Below are 20,020 nucleotides of genomic sequence, written 5' to 3' on the forward strand. Positions count from 1 at the left end.
CCCCGGGGCGCGGCGTGTACGCTGCCGAGCTGTGACCGAGACCTCGCTGCCGTCCGTACTCGTCACCCGCCGGCTCGCCCCGGGGGTGCTGGAACGGCTCACGCCGTCCTGCGACGTCACCCTGCACGACGACGATCTGCCGATGCCCAGGCCCGAGTTGCTCCGGGCGGTGGCGGGCAAGGCGGCCGTCGTCACCACCCTGGACGACCTGGTGGACGCCGAGTTCCTGGATGCGGCCGGCCCCGGCCTGCGGCTGGTCGCCAACCACGCGGTGGGCACCCACAACGTGGACCTCGCCGCCTGCGCCGAGCGCGGGGTCCGGGTCAGCAACACCCCGGGTGTGCTCACCGAGGCCACCGCCGACATGGCCTGGGCCCTGCTGCTGGCCGCCACCCGCCGGCTCGGCGAGGGCGAGCGCTGGCTGCGCTCCGGGCGGCCCTGGGCCTGGGCACCCAACTTCCTGCTCGGCATGGAGCTGTCCGGGACCCCGCTGGGCATCCTCGGCATGGGCCGGATCGGCCGGGCCGTGGCCCGTCGCGCCGCCGCCTTCGGCATGCCGGTCGGCTACCACAACCGCACCCGGCCGGCCGAGGTCGCCGAGGACGGTCCCCGGTGGCTGCCGCTGGACGAACTGCTGGAGCGCTCACAGGTGCTGGTGGTCACCTGCCCGCTCAACGCCGCCACCCGGCACCTGCTCGACGCCGACCGCCTCGCGCGACTGCCCGCCGGGGCGGTGGTGGTGAGCATGACCGCGGGCGTGGTGGACGAGGAGGCGCTGGCGGCCGCCCTGGACTCCGGTGCGCTGTTCGCGGCCGCCGTGGACAACTTCGAGCGCGAGCCCGAGGTCCCGGCCGCCCTGCTCGCCCAGGAGCGCGCGGTGCTCGCGCCGCATCTGGGCAGCTCCACCGTGCGCACCCGGCAGGCCATGGGCGGCCTCGCCGTCGACAACGTCCTCGCCGTCCTCGCGGGCGCCGCACCGCTCACGCCGGTGCAGGCCGTCCGCAGCTAGCAGCGCGCCCCGTCAACTGGCGGGCCCGGCCGCCCATTTCATCTCCTCCGCCATCACCCGCAGGGCCCCGAAGTGGGCGGCGCCGGGCTCCAGGTAGAGCTCGGCACCCGGGATGTGGTCGGAGAGCCACTGGGAGTGCTCGACCGGGGAGAACTGGTCGTCGGCGCCGTGCCAGAACCTGGTCGGGACGGTGATGTCCTCCACCTTGAAGCCCCAGTCGGTGGTGAAGGCCAGTACGTCGTCGATCCAGCCGTACGCGCCGTACCTGAACGCCTCCCGGTAGGTGCTCAGCAGCATCCGGCGGATGCCGGCGTCGGAGACCAGCGTCCGGTCCGCGGGCGAGAGTTCCGGGACCAGGCCCTTGATCAGGGAGGTCGGATCGTCCTTGATCTTCCGGGACCTGACCTGGAAGGCGTCCACGAAGCGGTGCGGGCCGCGCTCGACCTCGCTGTAGCTGTGCCGGTTGGCCTCGGTCATCCCGGCGTACCAGTCGAGCCCCTCGGCGTGCCGGGGAGCCAGGCAGACCAGCACCGAGACCCTGGTCACCCGGTCCGGCAGCAGCGCCGCGCAGGCCAGCGCGTGCGGGCCGCCGCCGGAGCGGCCGAGCACGGCGAACTCGCCGATGCCGAGGGCGTCGGCGATGACCGCCACGTCGGTGGCCGCCGAGCCCACCCGGCGGCCGGGTAGCCGGGTGGAGTCCCCGTACCCGGGGCGGTCGAAGGAGATCAGTCGTACGCCCAGCCGGTAGAGCACGGAGGCGCGTGGCAGCGGGCCGACCCGGCTGCCGGGTGTGCCGTGCAGCAGGAAGACCGGACGGCCCTGCATGTCTCCGTGGGTGTCCACCGCCAGCCTGCGGCCGTCGGGGGCCTGGACCAGGAGTTCCGCCACTCGGTCTCTCCTTCGTCAGGGGGTAGTGATCCTTGACGCGCCTGAAGGGTGAGGGAGTTCGGCGCGGAGGATCTCCCGTCCACGGCAACCGGCGCAGCTGGGCCGCGTCGTACCGTGCCGTCGGGAACGTCCATGTCCGGTACATGCCCGCTGCGGGGGTCGGTCACCCCGCCACATCCAGGTTCCGGACCTCTCGGCGGGCCTGCCAGGTGGTGTGCTCCCGCGAGATCGCGTCCTCGGCGTCCCTCGCGAGCCGCGCCCAGACCTCCTCGGCCTCGCCCGAGTTGAGGTTGAGCCTGCCCAGCTGGGCCTCGATCACGGCGAGTTCGGAGGCAGCCAGGGAGTACGCGGCCGCCTGCGGCCGGTACTGGCGCAGCTGGGCCCAGGCGGCGATCGAGGCGGCGACGGCGGAGACCGTGCCGAGCGCGTCATAGCTGAAGTACCCCAGCGCGCGCAGTACCGCCAGCCCGAGGCCCAGCAGCGGCAGTGCGATGCCGAACAGACTGGTCCAGCGGCTGGCGGCGGCGCACTGCCGGGCCTTGGTGTTGTACCAGTCGCGCTGGGTCTGCACCCGCTCGCGCAGGTAGACCTCGCGCCGGATCACCAGCGGCTGCTCGCGCAGCGCCGCCATGGTCTCGGTGATCTGCGGGTGGCGAGCCGGACGCCCGTCCGCCGGTCCGCGCCAGGTGGACAGCTCGGCCTGCACCCGGTCGAACTGCGGGATCGCCCGGCCGGCACCGAACTGGCCGATGATGCCGCCGAGTTGCGCGTCGTACAGCAGCTCGGCGTCCGGCAGGGCACGCGGCGGCGGCTGGTAGGCGTCGGCGCGGACGGCGTACTTCCAGGAGAGCGTCTTGACCGACTCGGCGGCCGCCCGGCCCTCGTACCAGAGGCCCTGCGGGTTCTGGCGGCCGATCACCGCGGCCAGGGCGACGGTGCACAGGTAGGCGAAGGCCGCGAGCCAGGCCCAGAGCGTGCCGTCCGCCGAGCCCGCCGCGGCCGCCGCGACCAGCAGCAGCAACTCCCAGCGGGAGAGCGCGACGGCACGGCGCTGCCCCTGCAGCGAGGAGGAGTCGGCCGTCCAGAACAGCCCGGGTAGCAGGTCGCGCTCCTCGTAACGCCGGTTCGACCGCCCTGACCTCGCTGCCATGTCGGCCCCCACTGCCACTTCGCCGTGTCATCAGCAGGTACCTACTGCCCCGGCGGCGAGTCGGGTACGCGTCACGTCCGGCCAATCTCCGGACACAGCACACCAGTTCAGGCCGCCGGGCCGGGCTTTCCGGGCGGGTAGGCGTAGTAGATCCGGTCGGCGTTCTCGGCCATCATCCGGGCGTTCCACTCGGTGCCGCCGTCCACGTTGCCGGAGCGGAACAGCGGCGGGGTGATGCCCCGGTCGGCGAGCTTTCCGATCGCCGAGGCCACCACGGCCTGCATCAGCGCACTGGTCACGACGGTGGAGACGGACCCGAAGGCGGTCCCGGCCCCGGGATGCGACAGCTCCCCGTCGCCGACCGCGACCTTGCTGTCCAGCACCACGTCGCAGTGGTCCTTGAGGTACGTCCCGGACGGGTGCTGCGAGGCGACCTCGCCCGGGTAGGCCAGCGAGGTGACCCCGATCACCCGCAGTCCGCGCGCCCTGGCGTGCTGTGCCAGCTCGACCGGCATCACCTGGCGCCCGGAGAGCGAGATGACGAAGACGAGGTCGCCTTCGCGGGCGGGGGTGAGGTCGAGGGTGGCCGGAGCCAGGCCGGAGACCCGCTCCAGCGCGCTGCCGAGCGGCGCGGGCATCACGCTGACCCCGATCATGCCGGGTACGTTCAGCAGGTTGACCACCGCGAGTCCGCCGGCCCGGTAGACCACGTCCTGGGCCGGCAGTGAGGAGTGTCCGGCGCCGAAGGTGAGGATCCGTCGTCCCTCGGCCACCGCGTCGGCCAGCAGCGACGCGGCCCGCTCGATGTTCCCGGACTCCTCGGTGCGGACTCGCTGCAGGTGGGCCACCGCGGCATCGAAGTACTGCTCGACCAGGTCGCTCATCAGATCTCCGTACCGTGCTGTGCGGCCGGGACGGTCCGGACCGCAGTTCGGGAAAGGCAATGGCGAAAGCTACGGCGAGCACCGTGCGGCTTGTGGCGGCCTGCTGTCAACAGGGACGAAATGCCCGGGGCACAGGGGCCGAGCGGCTCTGGTAGTCGGCGCGGTACGTCAGAATTGGCGGTGAGGACACCGATGAACGGAGCCGGCTGCGATGTCTGGGCTGATCGACACCACTGAGATGTACCTTCGGACCATCCTGGAGCTGGAGGAGGAAGGCATCACCCCGATGCGCGCCAGGATCGCGGAGCGGCTGGAGCAGAGCGGTCCCACCGTGAGCCAGACCGTGGGCCGGATGGAGCGCGACGGCCTGCTCCGGGTCGCCGGCGACCGGCACCTCGAACTGACCGAGGAGGGCCGCCGGCTCGCCGTCCGGGTCATGCGCAAGCACCGCATCGCCGAGTGCCTGCTGGTGGACGTGATCGGCCTGGAGTGGGAGCAGGTGCACGAGGAGGCCTGCCGCTGGGAGCACGTGATGAGCGAGACGGTGGAGCGCAAGGTGCTCGCGATGCTCGGCCACCCCACCCAGTCCCCGTACGGCAACCCGATCCCCGGCCTGGACGAGCTCGGTGACGCCAAGGCCGAGGGCGAGGGCTTCGACGCCGCCCTGGTCACCCTGGACGCGGTGCAGCCGGGCGAGAGCGGGACGAGCGTGGTGGTCCGCCGGATCGGCGAGCCGATCCAGACCGACGAGGGCCTGATGCGTACGCTGCGCCGCGCCGGGGTCCGTCCGGGTGCCACCGTCCAGGTCGCGGCCGGGGTCGGCGGTCTGCTGGTCGGCAGCGGCGAGAGCCCGGCCGAACTGGGCAAGGACATCACGGCGCACGTCTTCGTCACCCAGTCCTGAGCCGCCGCGCCGCCGGTGGGGCATGCCCGGCCGAAATGGCCTGCCCGACCGGAGAGCCTGCCTGACTGGAGAGGTGTGCCCGGCCGGAAGGACCTGCCGGGCGCGCGCGGCCTGTGGGCAGGCTCGCGCGAGCGTGTTCCGCACAACGCCGACGGGCCCGGTGCATCCCCGTGCACCGGGCCCGTCGGCCCCTCCCAGCCCTCCCCGCTTCCCTCCCCGGCCCCCCGGCCCGTGACCCCGACCACCCCGAGCGCGATCGGTGTCACGGCCCCCCGGCTTCCTCCCCGTTCACCGCGCTCGGCTTCCCCGTCCGAGCGCCCTCCCCGGTGTCCCCCGGTCCCTGCTGCCCCGATCCCCGTAGCCCCGCGACGGCCCCTGTGCGTGGCTCGGGTTTCCTGTTGCTCTGCTGCCCTCCTGACTGTCTCGCCGACCGCCCCTCTCGACGCAATTCCTCCCCTCGGCAGATCACCGCAATCCTTGAGCGGTGTCACTCGTACGAGGGGCTTTCACCTCTGACGATCGGGTACACCGGTCTTTTATCCGCACATGCGTCTGACGGGCCCCGTCTCCGGTGGGAGACAAGGCCCGTCAGGTGCGCGCGTGGTGTCGCGCAGCGCCGCCCTTCACCCGATAGGCCCAGGGCGGTGGTCGGGGTACGGCCGGTCGGCCGTCCGGGGCGGGCTCAGCGGGCCGCCACCGGCTGGGGCCGCGTCGCGCCTGCGGGCGCGGCACCACCCCGCCCGCAGGCGTACGCGAGCGGGCTGATCAGCTCGGTGGCGTCCGGCAGCCAGCGGTTCAGCGCGGACGGCGGCCGGGCCCACTGGGCGAACCGGTACGGGCCGACCCGGGAGGGCGGGGCGACGATGAAGTCGCCCTCGCCGCGCGCCGCCAGGTCGAGCCGGCCCGGCGTCCAGCCGAGCTTGCGCAGCAGCTCCGGCAGCTTGCTCTGCACCCCGGGCAGCACCAGGAAGTGCAGCCGCCGTCCGACCTGCCCGGCCGCCGCCGGTACGGCCACCACCGGGCCCAGCTGCAGCCCCATCCGCTCCATCCGGGCCAGTGCCAGGCAGCCGGCCACCTCGGGGACGTCCAGCACGTCGAAGGCGCTCCCGGTGGGCAGCAGGATCGAGGCCGAGGGGGTCTCCGTCCACCAGCGTCTGACCACCCCCGGGCCGGCGCTGGCCTTGCGGCGCCAGTCGGCGCCGGTGGGATGTGCGCCGGGGAACGCGCAGTCGAGGTCGCCGCACGAGCAGCGCGCCGGGCCGTCCCCCTCGATCAGCCAGGTGCCGGGGGCGACTTCCCAGTGCCGGTCCTCGGCGTATCGCACGGCTTCGATGAGCAGTTGGGGCAGCTCCTGCTCCTGGGTTCCTGGGGTGTCTTCCACGCGCTGCTCAACTACGGTCCGTGAATGGGGTTACGGCTGGGACCCGCGTGGTCAGCGAGCCGGATGCGATGTCACCCGTATCGGTGAGGTGCGCCAACCCCGTTAGGGCGCAGTGCAGTCGAACGGGGGTCGCGCCGGGCGCAGCAGGGGGCGCACAGGGGCATTTGGCAGGGCGCGCGGGGAGTGGGTTCGTCACCGTGGGTATCCCGCAGGTGTTGCTGATCGCTAATCTGAGGTCAGAAGCCCTAACCGGTCGGCACGTCGGCACCAGAGCATGCAGAATCGTCGCCCGCCGGTCAGCGCCGGGGGCGTGGGGAGGCGAAACCCATGGCCGCGAGACCACTTGTCGCACGACAGCCCAACGAGCGCTTGCAGCAGCTGATTCAGGAGGCGAGCTGCTCGAACGCCGGGCTTGCCCGCCGGGTGAACCTCTGCGGCGCCGAGCACGGCCTCGACCTGCGCTACGACAAGACCTCGGTTGCCCGTTGGCTGCGCGGCCAGCAGCCGCGCGGCCAGGCGCCCGCCGTGATCGCCGAGGCGCTGGGCCGCAAGCTCGGCCGGAGCGTCACGGTGGACGAGATCGGCATGGCCGACGGCAAGAACCTCAGCTCCGGTGTGGGGTTGCAGTTCGCGCCCACCCTGAGCGCCGCCCTGGAGCAGGTCTGCGAGCTCTGGCGCAGCGACGTCGGCCGCCGTGAGTTCCTGACCGGGGCGACGGTGGCCGCCTCCGCGCTGGTCGAGCCCAGCCGGGACTGGCTGATCACCCCGCCGGATCCGGTGGTGGCCCGCACCGGCGGTCCCCGGGTCGGCCCGGCCGATGTGGCGGCGATCCGGGCGACCACCCAGATGCTGGTCGAGCTGGACCACCGTTTCGGCAGCGGCCATGTCCGCCCGGTGGTGGTGCACTACCTCAACTCCGTGGTCTCCGGCCTGATCGGCGGTGCGTACCGGGAGGAGACGGGCCGCCAGCTGTTCGCCGCGGTCGCCCGACTCACCGAGCTGGCGGGCTACATGGCGGTGGACACCGGCCAACCCGGCCTCGCCCAGCGGTACTACATCCAGGCGCTGCGGCTGGCCCAGGCCGCGGACGACCGCGGGTACGGCGGCTATGTGCTCGCCGCCTCGATGAGTCACCTGGCGGCGACGCTCGGCAATCCGCGTGAGATCGCCCAACTCGCCCGCGCGGCACAGGAGGGCGCCCGTACGGTGGCCACCCCGACTGCGATGGCGATGTTCTATGCGGCGGAGGCCAGGGGGCACGCCCTGCTCGGTGACGCCCGCTCCTGCGAGGCGGTGGCCGCCAAGGCGCTGGCCGCGATGGAGCAGCGCAACCCGCAGGACGACCCCGATTGGATCGTCCACTTCGACGAGGCATACCTGGCCGACGAGCTGGCGCACTGTCACCGGGACTTGGAGCAGGCCGCGCAGGCCGAGCGCTACGCCCGCACCGCGCTCGAACTCCACCCGCCGACCCGGGTCCGGCGCCGCGCGGTGGACTTGGTGCTGCTGGCGACCGCCCAGCTCCAGCAGCGCGAGGTCGAGCGGGCCTGCGAGACCGGCGCGCAGGCGGTGCGGCTGCTCAGCGGGCTGCGGTCGAACCGGGGCGTGGAGTACCTGGACGACTTCCGCCGCAGGCTCGAACCGTACCGGGACAACCGGGTGGTCCGGGAGTTCCAGGCCCGGGTCGACGTGGAGGCCGCGTGAGAGAAGACCGGCCCGCGTAGTCACCCGTGCCGGTGAACAGGTAGCGTGGGCCCGATATTCGGCGTTGGAGCGCCGTCGCAGACGTCGCGCGACGCGCCGGGTGGTCGTGGTCCGCCGTCAGCGAGCGCGCGGAAGAACCGAGGAAGGCCCGGGTGCAGACGCGGTTTCGACGGTTCGGGCGGCAGGACGCCGCCCGGCTGTCGCCTGCCCGCGCGTGCCAGGTGCCACACACAGGTGAGGAATCGCGTTGAGCCAGCGCCGCTCGTACTCCAGCTCCAACGACTTCAACCTGGACGATCTGTTCCGGCCCGAGCCGGCCGGTGCCCAGGGCGCCACGCCGCCGCAGCAGCAGGACGTGCCGACAGAGCAGTTCCAGGGTGGTCCCGAGTACCTCGGCGGCGGCCCCGTCGGAGCGGCCCCGCACCAGGCCGCCCCGCAGCCGCCGGCCGACGCGGCCGCGGCCACGCAGTACCTGCCGCCGTACCCGGCCGGCGAGCCGGCGGCCGGTGCCGGCCTGCCCCAGCAGCCGCTGCCGGGCCAGGCGGCGATGCCGGGCCAGCCCTCGTACGGCGGGCAGCAGTCCTTCGGAGGTCAGCAGCAGTTCGGCGCCGAGCAACTCGCCGCGCAGCAGACGATGGCCGCGGGCATGCCCTCGTACGGCGGGCAGCAGTCCTTCGGTGAGCAGCAGTCCTTCGGAGGTCAGCAGCAGTCGTTCGGCGGCCAGCAGCAGTCCTTCGGGGGCCAGCAGCAGGTCGGGGCGCCGCAGCAGCCGTACGGCAGTGCGCCCGCACAGGGCTTCCCGAGTGCGCCCCCGGCGTACGCTCCGGGCACGGAGGACGGGGGTCGCCGCCCTTCCAACAAGCTGCTGATCGGCGGTGCGGTCGTCGGCGGTCTGGCGGTGGTGGGCATCGTGGCCGGCCTGATGATGAGCGGTGGTGGCGGCAAGACGGACAACACCAGTGCCGCCAAGACGACGTCGGTCACCAAGACCACCGCGAGCAACGCGCCGAGCCCGGCCGCCTCCGGCGGCTCGGCGGCCGACCCGCAGCTGCAGGCCCAGGCGCAGGCGGTCTCGGACCTGCTGGGCAAGGCCAGCACCAGCCGTCAGGCCGTGATCGCCGCAGTGGCCGCCGTCGGCAAGTGCCAGCAGCTGCCGGAGTCGCAGCAGACGCTCACCCAGGCGGCCGCCCAGCGTGACCAGCTGATCGCCGGGCTGAGCGGGCTGAAGGTCGACAAGCTCCCGAGCGGCGCCCAGCTGGTCGAGCAGCTGCAGAAGGCCTGGCAGGCGTCGGCTACCGCGGACCGCGAGTACGCGGGCTGGGCCGGTGACTCGGTCGCCAGCTGTGACGCGTCCAAGCAGGACAACCCGCACCTCAAGGCGGCCACTGAGGCCAGCGGTACGGCCAGCACCGCCAAGGGCCAGGCCTCGACGCTCTGGAACGCCATCGCCGCCCAGACCGGCCTGCCCACCAAGAGCACCAGCGAACTCTGAGGCCGGGAGACCGTTCCAGAGCGGGCGCCCGGGCGTGATGAGCCCTCCCGGGCCCCGGGACGGCGAGGGTGGGAGTGACTTCCCCGTGCCCGGGGGCTGCCGCCCGGTCGGTGCGGTCCGCCGGCTCAGGCCGGCGGCTTGCCGCCGACGAGGACCCAGCGGACGTCGACGAAGCCCGGGTGCGGCTCGGTCAGGCGGCCGTCCTTGACCTGCTGGTAGGTGACCGAGGTGTTCACCAGGCGGGGCGAGTCCGCGCTGGGCAGCATGCTGGTCATGCCCCAGTTGAGGGGCGGGGTGGCGCCGGCGGTGTCGATCGGCTCGCCGCCGTCCAGGACGTTGCGGAGCGCCTTAGGGGTGAGCGGCTTCCCGTCGCCGACCCGCTCGGCGGCCTGCCGGACGACCTCGTACGCGACCCAGGTGGTCTGCACCCCGGGATCGGACACGTCGATGGGGGTGTCGCTGCTGCCGTAGTCGTGCACGGTGGTCCGCAGTGCGTCCCAGACGTGCGAACTCTCGGGCGGGTACCAGCCGGTGGCGTAGGCGCCGCCGAGCGGTCCGCTGTCACCGCCGGTGGAGTCGACCACCGACTGCTGGAAGCTGCCGATCACCGAGGCCAGCACGGTGTTCTTGGGCCCGAGCCGCCGGTACGGATCGAGCAGGTTGGAGGTGGCCTCCGCACCGAGCGCGCTGGTGATGCAGTCGCCCGGCCGGTCCGCGCCGATGGACTTGGCGGCGATGGCCGCGTAGTCGCTGGACTGCTCGGGCGCGCGGAGGTCGATCAGCTTGACCTTGGCGGGCGCCAGGGCTCCGGCGAGGTAGCCGAGCAGGGTGTCGCCGGCCCGGGTGTCGGGCCGGATCAGGGTGACGGTCCTGCAGCCGACCTCGACCAGCTGGAGCCCGCTGCCCGCGATCAGCGCCGGGGTGCCGCCGTCCACAGGATAGGAGAGCGGGCTGCTGAACTCCGGGGTGGAGAGCCCGTATCCGCCGATGTACGGGATGCCGGCGGCCTCCAGCACGGGGACGAAGTTGCCGCCGAACTGGCTGTACGAGCCCACCACGGCGGAGGCGTGGGCACTGACGGCCTGCCGGGCGCAGGCGGTGGCGCCGTCGGCGGTGTTGCGCTCGTTGCAGGTCAGGACGGTGACCTGGTGACCGGCCAGGCCGCCCTTGGCGTTGAGTTCGCGGCCGATCGCCTCGGCCAGCGCGGTCATGCCGGGCCGGTCGGCGGCGCCGGTGTCGGCCGGTGCCCAGGTCATCAGGGTCACCTGGCGGTCCGCGGTCGCGGCGGCGTCGGCGTGATCGCCGCAGGCCGAGGCGGAGAGCAGCGCGGGCAACAGCGCGACGCTCGCGGCGAGCGCTCCCATGGTGCGCTGGCGGGCGCGTACGGGTTGTCCGCCGCCGGTCGAGTGCCGCTGACCGGGATTTCCACTCGGTTCCATGATGGTGCCCCTCCCGGGGTTTCCTGGGCGTACGGCCGCTCAAGCCTCGACCCGGCCGGGTGCGGGGAAAGGTCCGTCGGGAGAACGGCGGACCAATGGAGAGGGAACTCCGGGGGCGATGCTGGGATGACGCGTGTAGAGCGCATGTGGATGGCTAACGGTGGGGGAACGTACGATCGTTGCCCATGTCCGCCAGTTCAGATTCCTCGTACCGGTCTACCCGAACCACTTCTCGTGGCGGGCACCGTTCAAGCACGATGGGCGGCATGCCGCTCAACGACCTGCCCTGGTGGCGCTGGCGCGCCCGCCTCCGCTCCGCGCTGCACATGCTCTCCGACCCCGCCTTCCAGCAGCAGACCTGGCTGGCCGGGCACGGCGGCTACGGCGATGTGACCGACGCCGTGTACCGCCTGGTCGAGGACACCTGGCTGGACCGCTGGTCGGCGGAGAAGTACGTCGGCACGATATTCCGGGACAGCACCGAGGCGGCGCTGGTGGACCACGCGGTGCTCCGGGTGCTGCGCATCCTGCACGCCGTCGGCGCGGACGCCCCCGCCGCGAGTTACCTGAGTCACCCGGACTGGCCGGAGGCGGTGCGGGTGGCGCGGGAGGCGCACGTGGTGCTCGCGACGAGCGACGGGGAGGACCCGGACGCGGCGCCGCGCTCGCTGGAGGTGCTCCGGATCCTGACGAAGATCGGGTGAAATCCCGGTGGCGTGGGCCCCGCTCGCCCGGCCGAGTGCGCGCGGCGGGCGGCGCCGGGCCGCGGCGTCCGCCGGGAAGCGGGCCGCCCCACCGGACCGGCCCGCTGCGGCCGCGCCCCGGTCCGAGCGGTTCCCCGCGCCACTCCTGGCCCGGATTCCCCCCCGGGCCCGTCCGGCGACGGTGCGTTCCGGATGGCGGGCAGTGCGGCGAGCGGTGTCCGGTATGTGACACCCTGGACCGCCTGCGCACCCATCGACCTCAGGACGGGAATCCCCACCGTGGAACAGCCGCCGGCCAGCACCCAGTACGTTCTCACGCTGTCCTGCCCCGACAAGCAGGGGATCGTGCACGCGGTCTCCAGCTACCTCTTCATGACCGGCTGCAACATCATCGACAGTCAGCAGTTCGGCGACAGCGACAGCGGACTGTTCTTCATGCGGGTGCACTTCTCCGCCGAGCAGCCGGTCAACGCGGAGAAGCTGCGGGCCAGTTTCGCCGCGATCGGCGCCTCGTTCCGGATGGACTGGCAGATCCACCCGACCGACGAGCGGATGCGCGTCGTCCTGATGGTCAGCAAGTTCGGCCACTGCCTGAACGACCTGCTGTTCCGGACCCGGATTGGCGCGCTGCCGATCGAGATCGCGGCGGTGGTCTCCAACCACACCGACTTCCGCGAGCTCACCGAGTCGTACGGCATCCCGTTCCACCACGTCCCGGTCACCAGGGAGACCAAGGCCGAGGCCGAGCAGCGGCTGCTCGACCTGGTCGCGGCGGAGAAGGTGGACCTGGTCGTGCTGGCCCGCTACATGCAGGTGCTCTCGGACGACCTGTGCAAGGCGCTGTCCGGCCGCGTGATCAACATCCACCACTCCTTCCTGCCGAGCTTCAAGGGCGCCAAGCCGTACCACCAGGCGCACGCCCGGGGCGTGAAGCTGATCGGTGCCACCGCGCACTACGTCACCGCCGACCTGGACGAGGGCCCGATCATCGAGCAGGAGGTGGCCCGGGTCACCCACGACGTGACGCCGGACCAGCTGGTGGCGCTCGGCCGGGACGTCGAGTGCCAGGCGCTGGCCCGTGCGGTGAAGTGGCACAGCGAGCGGCGGGTGCTGCTCAACGGCACTCGTACCGTCGTCTTCGGCTAGGCAGTTCACGCCCCCGGTGGACGCCGCCCGGGCCGGCGGCGCCGCTACGGGCGGGAGAGCAGCGGGGCCGCCCGCAGTACCTCCCGGATCGCGGCGCGGTCGCCGAACTCCCCGACCAGCACGTGCTCGGGCTGCTCGTGGGCGGCGGCCAGCCGGCAGAAGTCCAGGCCGTCCAGGACCATCGAGGCGACCGGATCGGTGTCGTCCGGCGGTGACTCGGGGCCGTCCAGCGGGATGAGCCACTCGCCGCCGCCCGGGCCGTCGGCGACCATCCGGACCACCCGCCCACGCGGCGGCGGTCCGCCGAACCCGACCGGCTCCGGCTGGGGTTGGCGCAGCGCGGCCAGAGCGAGCGGGAGCGTCCGGGCAGCCAGGTCGATCATCGACCGCAGGTGCTTGGGCTTCGGCGGAGAGTACGGGTAGTCCACCGCGCGGGCGATGTCGTCCCCGTGGATCCAGCACTCGAAGGCCCGGTCGAGGAAGGCGTCGCGCAGCGGCACGGTGGCGAAGCCGAAGTCGACCGGAGCGCCGCCGTCGGCCCGCAGCGCGGCGCCCTGCACCAGGGCGTGGCTCTGCCGCCGCCACATCCAACGGACGGCCGCCGGCTCGGACCCGGCCCGATCGGCCATCAGTCGCTCGCTGCGTTCCAGCACTCCGAGCGGCCCGCCGCTCCGTGGGGGCCGTGCCACCGGGCCCGGTTCGCTCCGCGACGGCGCCCGGGACGGGGCGGTGAGGGGCGCGGGCGCTCCAGGGACGGGGTCGGGCAGTCCCAGCGCGGGCGCCAGAAGACCGTCCACCGCCGCGAGATGGCAGAGCACCTGAGCCGGACGCCAGCGCTGCACCCCGCCGTGCCAAGGGAGTTCGGCGACCTCCTGCCACTCCTCGGGGCCCAGGTCGCGCAGCAGCGCGTCCAGCTTGGCGGTCTCGGTCGCGTACGGCGCGGCCCAGGACGGGACGGGCAGTTCGGCGGGCCTGCGCGCCAGGCACCAGTCGAGTACCTGCTGGCGCAGCGACCCGGGAGGGTCGAGCGGATCGTCGGCGGAGAGCCGGGCGGCGGCGTCCCGCAGTCGGGTGGCCTCCCGGGCGCACTCCGGGCAGAGCGCCAGGTGCTGGGCCACCTCGGCGGCCTCCCGGCGCGGACAGGCGTCCAGCGCCCAGACACCGAGCAGGGAGCGGAGGGACTCGTGCCGCGCGCCGTCGTCGCTCATGTGCCCGCCCCCGCTGCGTCCGTGCGCCCGGATTCCGTGGGCCCGGATTCCGTGGGCCCGAGTCCGGGGTGCCTGAACTCCGTGTGCGCAGGCTCCCGATGTGGGCGCGCCGGGCGCGCAAGCCCGGTCTCCCTGCGCCCTGGACCCGTATGCGTCGGGCTCGTGCGCTCGGCGCACACGCGTGCTTCCGAACTCCCTGCCTCAGGAGGCCGGCCGGCTGCCGGGTTCGCGTCCGGCTGCTCGTCCTCGCCCCGGAGCACTCCTCCGCCGTCGTCCTCCTCCTCGCCCTGCCCGCCGTCGCCGAGCTGGTCGGCCAGCAGTTGCAACCCGAGCCGGATGCGCTGTTTGGTGTCCTGCTCGCTGATGCCCAGTCGGAGCGCAGTCTCCTGGTAGGTCCGGCCGTCGAAGTACGTCACCGCGAGGGTCTCGCGCAGTGGATCGGGCAGGGCCGCGACGGCGGACTGCGCCCGGGCCGCGCCGGCGCGCGCCCGTAGCTCGCGGTCGTCCGCGTGCAGCGTGCGCAGCCGGTCGAGTGCCCGGTGGCGGGTCAGCGCGCCCAGCCAGGACCGCAGTGAGCCCTGGGTCGGGTCGAAGGAGTCGGGGTGCTCCCACAAGTGGGCGAAGACCTCGCGGGTGAGCTGCTGGGCGGCCATCCGGTCGTCCAGGATGCAACCCGCCAGCCCGTGCACCAGCGGGGCGAAACGGTCGTACAGCTCGCCGAGGGCGGTCTCCTCGCCCCGGGCGAGCCGCCACTGGATCAGCTCGTCCCAGCTCGGGCCGCCGCTACGGGTGCCGCTCGGGGCCGCACTCGGGACGGCCCGTCGCGGGCCGGACGCCGCGGCAGCGGCCATGGCCCCTCCATCGTCCGTGGATCAGAACCGGTCTGCTGGGCCGGCAGCCCGCGGCCGGGTGTTTCTCCGCGCCTTCGGCACCACGTTATCCCGCTGCCTTTCCCGGCCGTGGCGGAATCGTCGGAAGAAGCGGAAGAAATGTTTCTGATCGTCAGATAGTGACAATGGCTCCGTTACCGGTGTTCGAAGGGTCGTGGACAGATCTAGGAAGGGTGGTTCGCTCGTGGCGATCGCCGGATCCGGGGTTGGTGGCGGTACGTTTCGTTACGCTCGTGCACAGGGTGTCCACCGGGCCTCGTCGAGCCACCGGACGAGCGCCGGTGCGAGGCTCGTCAGGGTGAGCGGGACAGTATGCACTGCACTGTCCCTCGATCGCTGGAATATGCCCGAAGCGCTTGCTGCGTCCGGTCTGCCGGATCATCCTGAGGCGTATTCGTGACGAAGCCATGGGCGGTTCGAGCCATGGGCAGTCCGATCGGGCCTCGGAATGCTCGTGGCCCACCGGACCGGCGTGATCAAGTGCCCCGCTGCCCGGGTCGGGCGGTCGGGAGAGTGGCCGAACTGCGAGTGCGGGTGGTGGAGCGGTGCAGGTACTTCAGGTGCAGCTGGCGGTCCAGGCGGATCCGGCCGAGGTGGGCAGGGCGCGCCGCTGGGTGCGCTCGCGGCTCCAGGGCCAGGGAGTCGAGCCGGACGCGCAGCTCGCCGAGACCCTCGTCCTGGTGGTGTCGGAACTGGTGACCAATGCGGTGGTGCACACCGGCTGTCCGGCGGTGTTGAGGCTCTCCATGCCGGTCTGCTGTCCGGGCGCGGGCGGTGCGGCCGGTGCCGGCGGCGGTACGGCGGCGCCAAGTGGCCGCAACGGTGTTCCGGTGGTGCGGGTCGAGGTGGCGGACGCGAGCCGGGCCGCTCCGGCGCCCCGGCACGCGGCCGGGGACGCGACCAACGGCCGGGGGCTCGAACTGGTCGAGATGCTCTGCGACCGCTGGGGCTGGTACCCGGACGGGTCGGGCAAGCGGGTCTGGTGTGAGATCGGGCCGGACCTGGCGGTCGACCACTCGGTCGAGCAGGCTCCCGCGGCCGGCGCGTACGCCCGCTGACGTACGGTCTCACCCGCCCTGTGCACACGCCCCCTGACACCCGGCCAGCGCCCGGTGCCCGGCTGTTGGCCGGCCGTCCGGCGCACCGGGGTACGTCTCGGCGCGAGTTCTCGGCGTGGTGTGGCTCCGGCGCTCCGCGCCCGGCGCGCGGCCGGGGCGCGTGCGATCCGCGCCTCCGGCGCGCGGACCGCGCCCCCGTGAACCAAGAAATGCGCCGCAACCATTCCGAATTTCAGACAAACCATTGACGTGAAGTATCCGACTGATCACTCTTGGGTGCAGCTCTCCGTTGCGAGGGGACGTCGAGGGAACACTCGAACCGGGTCAGCAGGGGGAGTTCTGTGGCTGCCGGTCAGCCGGGTGTGCCCCTTGGCGAGTGCGGAGTGCCCGTGCGCGGGTTCAGGGCCCGCGTCCCGGAGGGATGGCGGCCCGTACCGTGCTGGGGTGCGTACGACGCGCCGCCATCCGCTCCGGCTCCCGTCGGTGAGACGGCCCGCGGAGAGCCTGTCGCAATGGGTGGATAGCTCCGGGCCCATGACGTTGATCCTCACCCTGGATCCCGACCTGACTCCCGGACTGCAGGACGGCATCGTCGGCCTGTGGGCGGGGGTGAGCGATGCGGGCGGTGCCGTGGGCTTCGTGCCGCCGGTCACCGAGGACCGGGTGTGGCGGTCGCCGAGGGTGACGACCGCGACGACGTCACCATGTGGCTCGACTGGCGTGACCGGCCCGGGCCCGGCGCCCGCCCGGGGAGGCCCGGGCGGGCGCGATGTGAGGCATGCTTCACTGGAAGACCGGCGCGCAGCGCGCCGACCCGTCCGGCCGGCCGCACCCCTGCAGTAAGGAAGTCCATCGTGAGCAGCAACGCGAGCAGCGGGAAGCACGCCACGCTCCGCTACACCTCCCTGCGGGCCAGCATCTTCCTCGGCTGCCTGCTGGTCGCCCTGCTGCTGGGCCACTTCGGCATCATCCCGGTGGTCGGCACCACCGGGATCGTCTTCCTGGTGCTGCTTGCCGCGCTGGTGTCCGCCCCGCTGAGCTACGTCCTGCTCAGCAAGCAGCGGGACGAGATGTCGGCCCAGATCTCCGAGAAGATCACCGGCATGCGCAGCCGCACCGCCGACCGGATCGCCGCCCAGAACGCCGAAGAGGACGCGGCGGACGAGGCCGCCCGTGCCGCCGCCGCGAAGGGCTGACGGGCAGCGCCGACCCGTATCCGTGCCATGACCGCCGCCGACCCGACCCAAGAACCCGCCGAGCCCGGTTCCGAGCTCCCCGCGTCCGGGCGCAGGCCCACCGGGAGGGACGTGGCGCGGCTGGCCGGGGTCTCGCAGGCGACCGTCTCGCTGGTCTTCTCCGGTACCGAGTCCGGGCACCGGGTCTCCGAGGCCACCAGGCACCGGGTCCGCGAGGCCGCCCGCGCCCTCGGGTACCGGCCGCAGGCGGCCGGGCGCCAACTGCGGCTCGGTCGTAGCGGGATGATCCTGCTCGCCGTGCCGAACATCCTCGGGCCGTTCTTCGGCCGGGTCCTGGTCGGCGTCCACGAGGAGGCCGGGAAGCACGGCCTGGCCGTGGTGGTCAGCTCCGGCTGGGGTAGCGCGACGCTCGCCGAGGCGGCCACCACCAGCCGCTTCGACGGCCTGCTGATCTGCTCGCCGGACGACAGCCAGCTGGGCGAACTGCCCTCCGACGTCCCCGCCGTGTTCCTCGACGCCGATCCCTCGGCCCCGTCCGGCGGCCAGGCCAGGCCCACCGTCGAACTCGACGTCGCGGGCGGCATGCGGGCCGCCGTCGAACACCTCGTCGGCCTCGGCCACCGGCGGATCGGCCACCTGCGCTCGACTCACTCCGCGTACACCTTCCGGGTCCGGCAGGCCGCCTTCGAGGCCGCCGCCAAGGGACTTGAGGTGGTCGAGCTCGGGGTCACCCTCAACGAGGGGCAGCGGGCCGCCCGTTCGGCCGCCCACCAGCTGCTCAGCGCGCCGGACCGGCCGCACGCGGTGGTCTGCGACGACGACGTGGTGGCCTCCGGTCTCTACCAGGCCGCCGCCGACCTCGGCCTGCGCATCCCGGCCGACGTCTCGGTGGTCGGTATGGACAACATCCCGGTGGCCGATCTCCTCGCACCGCCCCTGACCACCGTCGACCTCCCCGGCGAAGCCCTCGGCCGGGTCGGTGTCGCCGCCCTCGCTGCCCTGCTGCGCGGTGAGCCGGTGGTCTCGGCCGCTCCGCTGGAGACCGGCCTTGTGGTCCGCAACTCCACCTGTGCGGCACCTGCGGACGGTGACTGAGGAGCCGTCACTCGGTGTTCGATTGGGCCGGATCCGGATGGCTCCGTGCCAGGACCGGTCCGGTTTCAGGCGGTCAGCACCTGCTCCGTGACCGGATCGGGAGATGTCGAGGCGGCCGGGCGGAACAGCCGCCGGGTGGCGAACAGCAGCAGGCCGCCGAGACAGATGCCCGCGGTGGCGCAGAGAGCGACTGCGCGCAGCGAGTCGGCGACCAGGGCGCCGGAGACGGCGTAACCGGCCGCGTTGCCGGTGGCGAACAGGGTGACCAGCCAGGCGAAGGCCTCGGTGACGGTGCCGGTGGGGGCGAGCTCGGCGACCAGGACGAAGGCGGCGGCGAGCAGCGGGGCCAGCCCGACGCCGGAGACGAAGGCGAGGGCGGCCATCGGGACGGGGGCCGGGAGCAGGAGCAGCGGCAGGTAGGAGACGCCCATGGCGAGCGCGATCACCCAGGTGCGGGTGGCGGTGCTGCTGCGCCACCGGACCGCGCCGTAGGCCAGCGCGCCGAGCAGTCCGCCGAGGGCGGCCAGGGCGAGCAGGGTGCCGGCGCCGCCGGGCAGGCCGTGCGGGTGCTCCTCGGCGTAGGCGATGAACAGGACGTTCTGCGCGCCGACCGCCCAGCCGGCTCCGGCCAGCCCGATCAGCAGGACGACGAGACCCGGCGAGCGCAGCGGCCCGAGCAGTCCGGCGGAGGCCTCGCGGGCGGGGGCCCGCCAGGCGCGGGCGGGTGCGGCGGTGGCGACCACCAGGACGCCGAGCAGGCCGAGCACGGCGGCTGTCCACAGGGCTGTGGACGGACCGAACAGGCCGGAGATGCCGGCCACCGCGAGCGGTCCCGCGACGTAGAGGATCTGCTGGGAGGCGGAGTCGAAGGCGTACGCGGTGTCGAGCTGCTCCTCCTTGACCACGGCGGGCCACAGGGCGCGCAGGCAGGGTTCGAGCGGCGGCATGGCGAGTCCGGCTGTCGCGGCGCCGAGGGGTGCGGCGATGGCCGAGCCGGGGGCGAGGGCGAGCATGGCGTAACCGAGGCCGGCGACCAGGGCGGAGCCGAGCAGCACCCGGGGCTGGCCGGTGCGGTCGACGATCCGGCCGAGGACCGGGCCGCCGATCGCGGCGGAGAGCGCGTAGGCGGAGGTGGCCAGGCCGATCCGGGCGTACGAGGTGTGGGCCTCGCGCAGGGCGAGTGCGATGACCAGGCCGGTCATGCCTGCGGGCAGGCGGCCGAGCAGGGTGCCGAACAGGAGGCGGGTGACGTGGGGGGCGCGGAGCAGGGCGAGGTAGCCCATGGCGGTCGGTTCTCCCGTTCGGGCACAGGGGACGTGGGATCGTAAGCAAGTTATACGTATAACTAATCAGGGTCAATCGGCGGACGGGCGCCGGGCGCGCGGCTTCGCGGGGAGCCGGCCGAAGGCGCGCGGCTGTCAGGGAGGGTCGGTCTCGTCCGCGATCGCCGACGACGGTGTGCTGATGCGGCCGTCCGTGGTGGACCGGCTCACCGACCACCAGGGGCGGACCGTCGAGGACTTCAAGCCGCAGCAGCTGTCCCGGGTGATGAGCGAGCGGACGGCCGGTCAACTCCGGTCCGCCATGGTCACGGTGGTGACCGGCGGGACCGGGACGTCGGCGGCGGTGGACGGGGTGGCGGTCGGCGGCAAGACCGGCACCGCGCAGAACGGTGTGGGCAACAGCGGCACCCCGTACGCCTGGTTCACCTCGTACGCGGACGACGGCAACGGGCACCGGATCGCCGTCGCGGCGGTGGTCGTGGACGGCTCCGCCGGCCGGGCGGACGTCACCGGCGGCGGGCTGGCCGCGCCGGTCGCCAAGGCCGTGATCAAGGCCGCCTTCGGGAAGTAGTCCGGAGCGCCACCGGGG

General features: G+C 73.3%; 18 protein-coding genes and 1 pseudogene. 11 read left to right on the plus strand and 8 right to left on the minus strand.

Annotation, left to right across the window (positions count from 1 at the left end):
• The first annotated feature begins 31 nt into the window (after positions 1-31).
• The gene (locus ABD369_RS20125; RefSeq protein ID WP_344637840.1) at positions 32-1,009 is read left to right on the plus strand and encodes a 2-hydroxyacid dehydrogenase; all 978 of its coding nucleotides are present in this window, start codon (positions 32-34) and stop codon (positions 1,007-1,009) included.
• 12 nt (positions 1,010-1,021) lie between these two features.
• Here the strand turns inward: ABD369_RS20125 and ABD369_RS20130 are convergent, their stop codons facing one another.
• The 3 genes from ABD369_RS20130 to ABD369_RS20140 form a co-directional block, all read right to left on the minus strand.
• The gene (locus ABD369_RS20130; protein ID WP_344637841.1) at positions 1,022-1,897 is read right to left on the minus strand and encodes an alpha/beta fold hydrolase; all 876 of its coding nucleotides are present in this window, start codon (positions 1,895-1,897) and stop codon (positions 1,022-1,024) included.
• 163 nt (positions 1,898-2,060) lie between these two features.
• Positions 2,061-3,047, minus strand: a complete 987-nt coding sequence (locus tag ABD369_RS20135) for a DUF4231 domain-containing protein (RefSeq protein ID WP_344637842.1) — start codon at positions 3,045-3,047, stop codon at positions 2,061-2,063.
• Positions 3,048-3,154: 107 nt separating this feature from the next.
• Positions 3,155-3,931: a sugar isomerase domain-containing protein gene (locus tag ABD369_RS20140; protein WP_344637843.1), complete on the minus strand. Its 777-nt coding sequence runs from the start codon at positions 3,929-3,931 to the stop codon at positions 3,155-3,157.
• 211 nt (positions 3,932-4,142) lie between these two features.
• On the opposite strand from ABD369_RS20140, the gene ABD369_RS20145 reads away from it, so the two are divergent.
• A complete protein-coding gene (locus tag ABD369_RS20145; protein ID WP_344637844.1) occupies positions 4,143-4,835 on the plus strand; it encodes an iron-dependent transcriptional repressor DtxR in 693 nt (230 codons plus the stop codon).
• Between the two features lie 682 nt (positions 4,836-5,517).
• On the opposite strand, the gene ABD369_RS20150 is transcribed toward ABD369_RS20145, so the two are convergent.
• Complete coding sequence (locus tag ABD369_RS20150; protein WP_344637845.1) at positions 5,518-6,216, minus strand: bifunctional DNA primase/polymerase; 699 nt, start codon at positions 6,214-6,216, stop codon at positions 5,518-5,520.
• A gap of 327 nt (positions 6,217-6,543) precedes the next feature.
• Here ABD369_RS20150 and ABD369_RS20155 point away from each other — a divergent pair, with 327 nt between their 5' ends.
• Positions 6,544-7,920, plus strand: a complete 1,377-nt coding sequence (locus tag ABD369_RS20155) for an NsdA family TPR-like regulatory protein (protein ID WP_344637846.1) — start codon at positions 6,544-6,546, stop codon at positions 7,918-7,920.
• A gap of 247 nt (positions 7,921-8,167) precedes the next feature.
• Positions 8,168-9,412: a flagellar basal body-associated FliL family protein gene (locus tag ABD369_RS20160; RefSeq protein WP_344637847.1), complete on the plus strand. Its 1,245-nt coding sequence runs from the start codon at positions 8,168-8,170 to the stop codon at positions 9,410-9,412.
• Positions 9,413-9,537: 125 nt separating this feature from the next.
• On the opposite strand, the gene ABD369_RS20165 is transcribed toward ABD369_RS20160, so the two are convergent.
• The gene (locus ABD369_RS20165) at positions 9,538-10,851 is read right to left on the minus strand and encodes an ABC transporter substrate-binding protein (RefSeq protein ID WP_344637848.1); all 1,314 of its coding nucleotides are present in this window, start codon (positions 10,849-10,851) and stop codon (positions 9,538-9,540) included.
• A gap of 185 nt (positions 10,852-11,036) precedes the next feature.
• Between ABD369_RS20165 and ABD369_RS20170 the strand changes: the two genes are divergently transcribed.
• Together ABD369_RS20170 and purU are read left to right on the plus strand one after the other, a co-directional pair.
• Complete coding sequence (locus ABD369_RS20170; protein WP_344637849.1) at positions 11,037-11,555, plus strand: SCO4402 family protein; 519 nt, start codon at positions 11,037-11,039, stop codon at positions 11,553-11,555.
• Between the two features lie 270 nt (positions 11,556-11,825).
• Positions 11,826-12,701, plus strand: coding sequence for a formyltetrahydrofolate deformylase (gene purU / locus ABD369_RS20175; RefSeq protein WP_425557686.1), 876 nt, complete (start codon positions 11,826-11,828; stop codon positions 12,699-12,701).
• 44 nt (positions 12,702-12,745) lie between these two features.
• Here the strand turns inward: purU and ABD369_RS20180 are convergent, their stop codons facing one another.
• A complete protein-coding gene (locus tag ABD369_RS20180) occupies positions 12,746-13,909 on the minus strand; it encodes a hypothetical protein (protein WP_344637851.1) in 1,164 nt (387 codons plus the stop codon).
• Positions 13,906-14,760: a sigma-70 family RNA polymerase sigma factor gene (locus tag ABD369_RS20185; protein ID WP_344637852.1), complete on the minus strand. Its 855-nt coding sequence runs from the start codon at positions 14,758-14,760 to the stop codon at positions 13,906-13,908. Before ABD369_RS20185 ends, ABD369_RS20180 begins: the two co-directional genes overlap by 4 nt.
• Positions 14,761-15,344: 584 nt before the next feature.
• Here ABD369_RS20185 and ABD369_RS20190 point away from each other — a divergent pair.
• From ABD369_RS20190 to ABD369_RS20205, 4 genes and pseudogenes are all read left to right on the plus strand, one after another.
• A complete protein-coding gene (locus ABD369_RS20190) occupies positions 15,345-15,857 on the plus strand; it encodes an ATP-binding protein (RefSeq protein WP_344637853.1) in 513 nt (170 codons plus the stop codon).
• Between the two features lie 534 nt (positions 15,858-16,391).
• Positions 16,392-16,523, plus strand: a pseudogene (locus tag ABD369_RS20195) (GNAT family N-acetyltransferase); the annotation flags it as partial.
• 188 nt (positions 16,524-16,711) lie between these two features.
• Entirely contained in the window at positions 16,712-17,053 is a 342-nt protein-coding gene (locus ABD369_RS20200; RefSeq protein ID WP_344637854.1) for a DUF4229 domain-containing protein, read from the plus strand.
• Between the two features lie 27 nt (positions 17,054-17,080).
• The gene (locus tag ABD369_RS20205; RefSeq protein WP_344637855.1) at positions 17,081-18,148 is read left to right on the plus strand and encodes a LacI family DNA-binding transcriptional regulator; all 1,068 of its coding nucleotides are present in this window, start codon (positions 17,081-17,083) and stop codon (positions 18,146-18,148) included.
• A gap of 65 nt (positions 18,149-18,213) precedes the next feature.
• Here ABD369_RS20205 and ABD369_RS20210 read toward each other — a convergent pair whose 3' ends face one another.
• The gene (locus ABD369_RS20210; protein WP_344637856.1) at positions 18,214-19,431 is read right to left on the minus strand and encodes an MFS transporter; all 1,218 of its coding nucleotides are present in this window, start codon (positions 19,429-19,431) and stop codon (positions 18,214-18,216) included.
• Here ABD369_RS20210 and ABD369_RS20215 point away from each other — a divergent pair.
• Complete coding sequence (locus tag ABD369_RS20215; RefSeq protein ID WP_344637857.1) at positions 19,430-20,002, plus strand: penicillin-binding transpeptidase domain-containing protein; 573 nt, start codon at positions 19,430-19,432, stop codon at positions 20,000-20,002. The genes ABD369_RS20210 and ABD369_RS20215 overlap by 2 nt on opposite strands.
• The last annotated feature ends 18 nt before the right edge of the window (positions 20,003-20,020 follow it).

Source organism: Kitasatospora cystarginea (assembly GCF_039533515.1).
Classification (GTDB): domain Bacteria; phylum Actinomycetota; class Actinomycetes; order Streptomycetales; family Streptomycetaceae; genus Kitasatospora; species Kitasatospora cystarginea.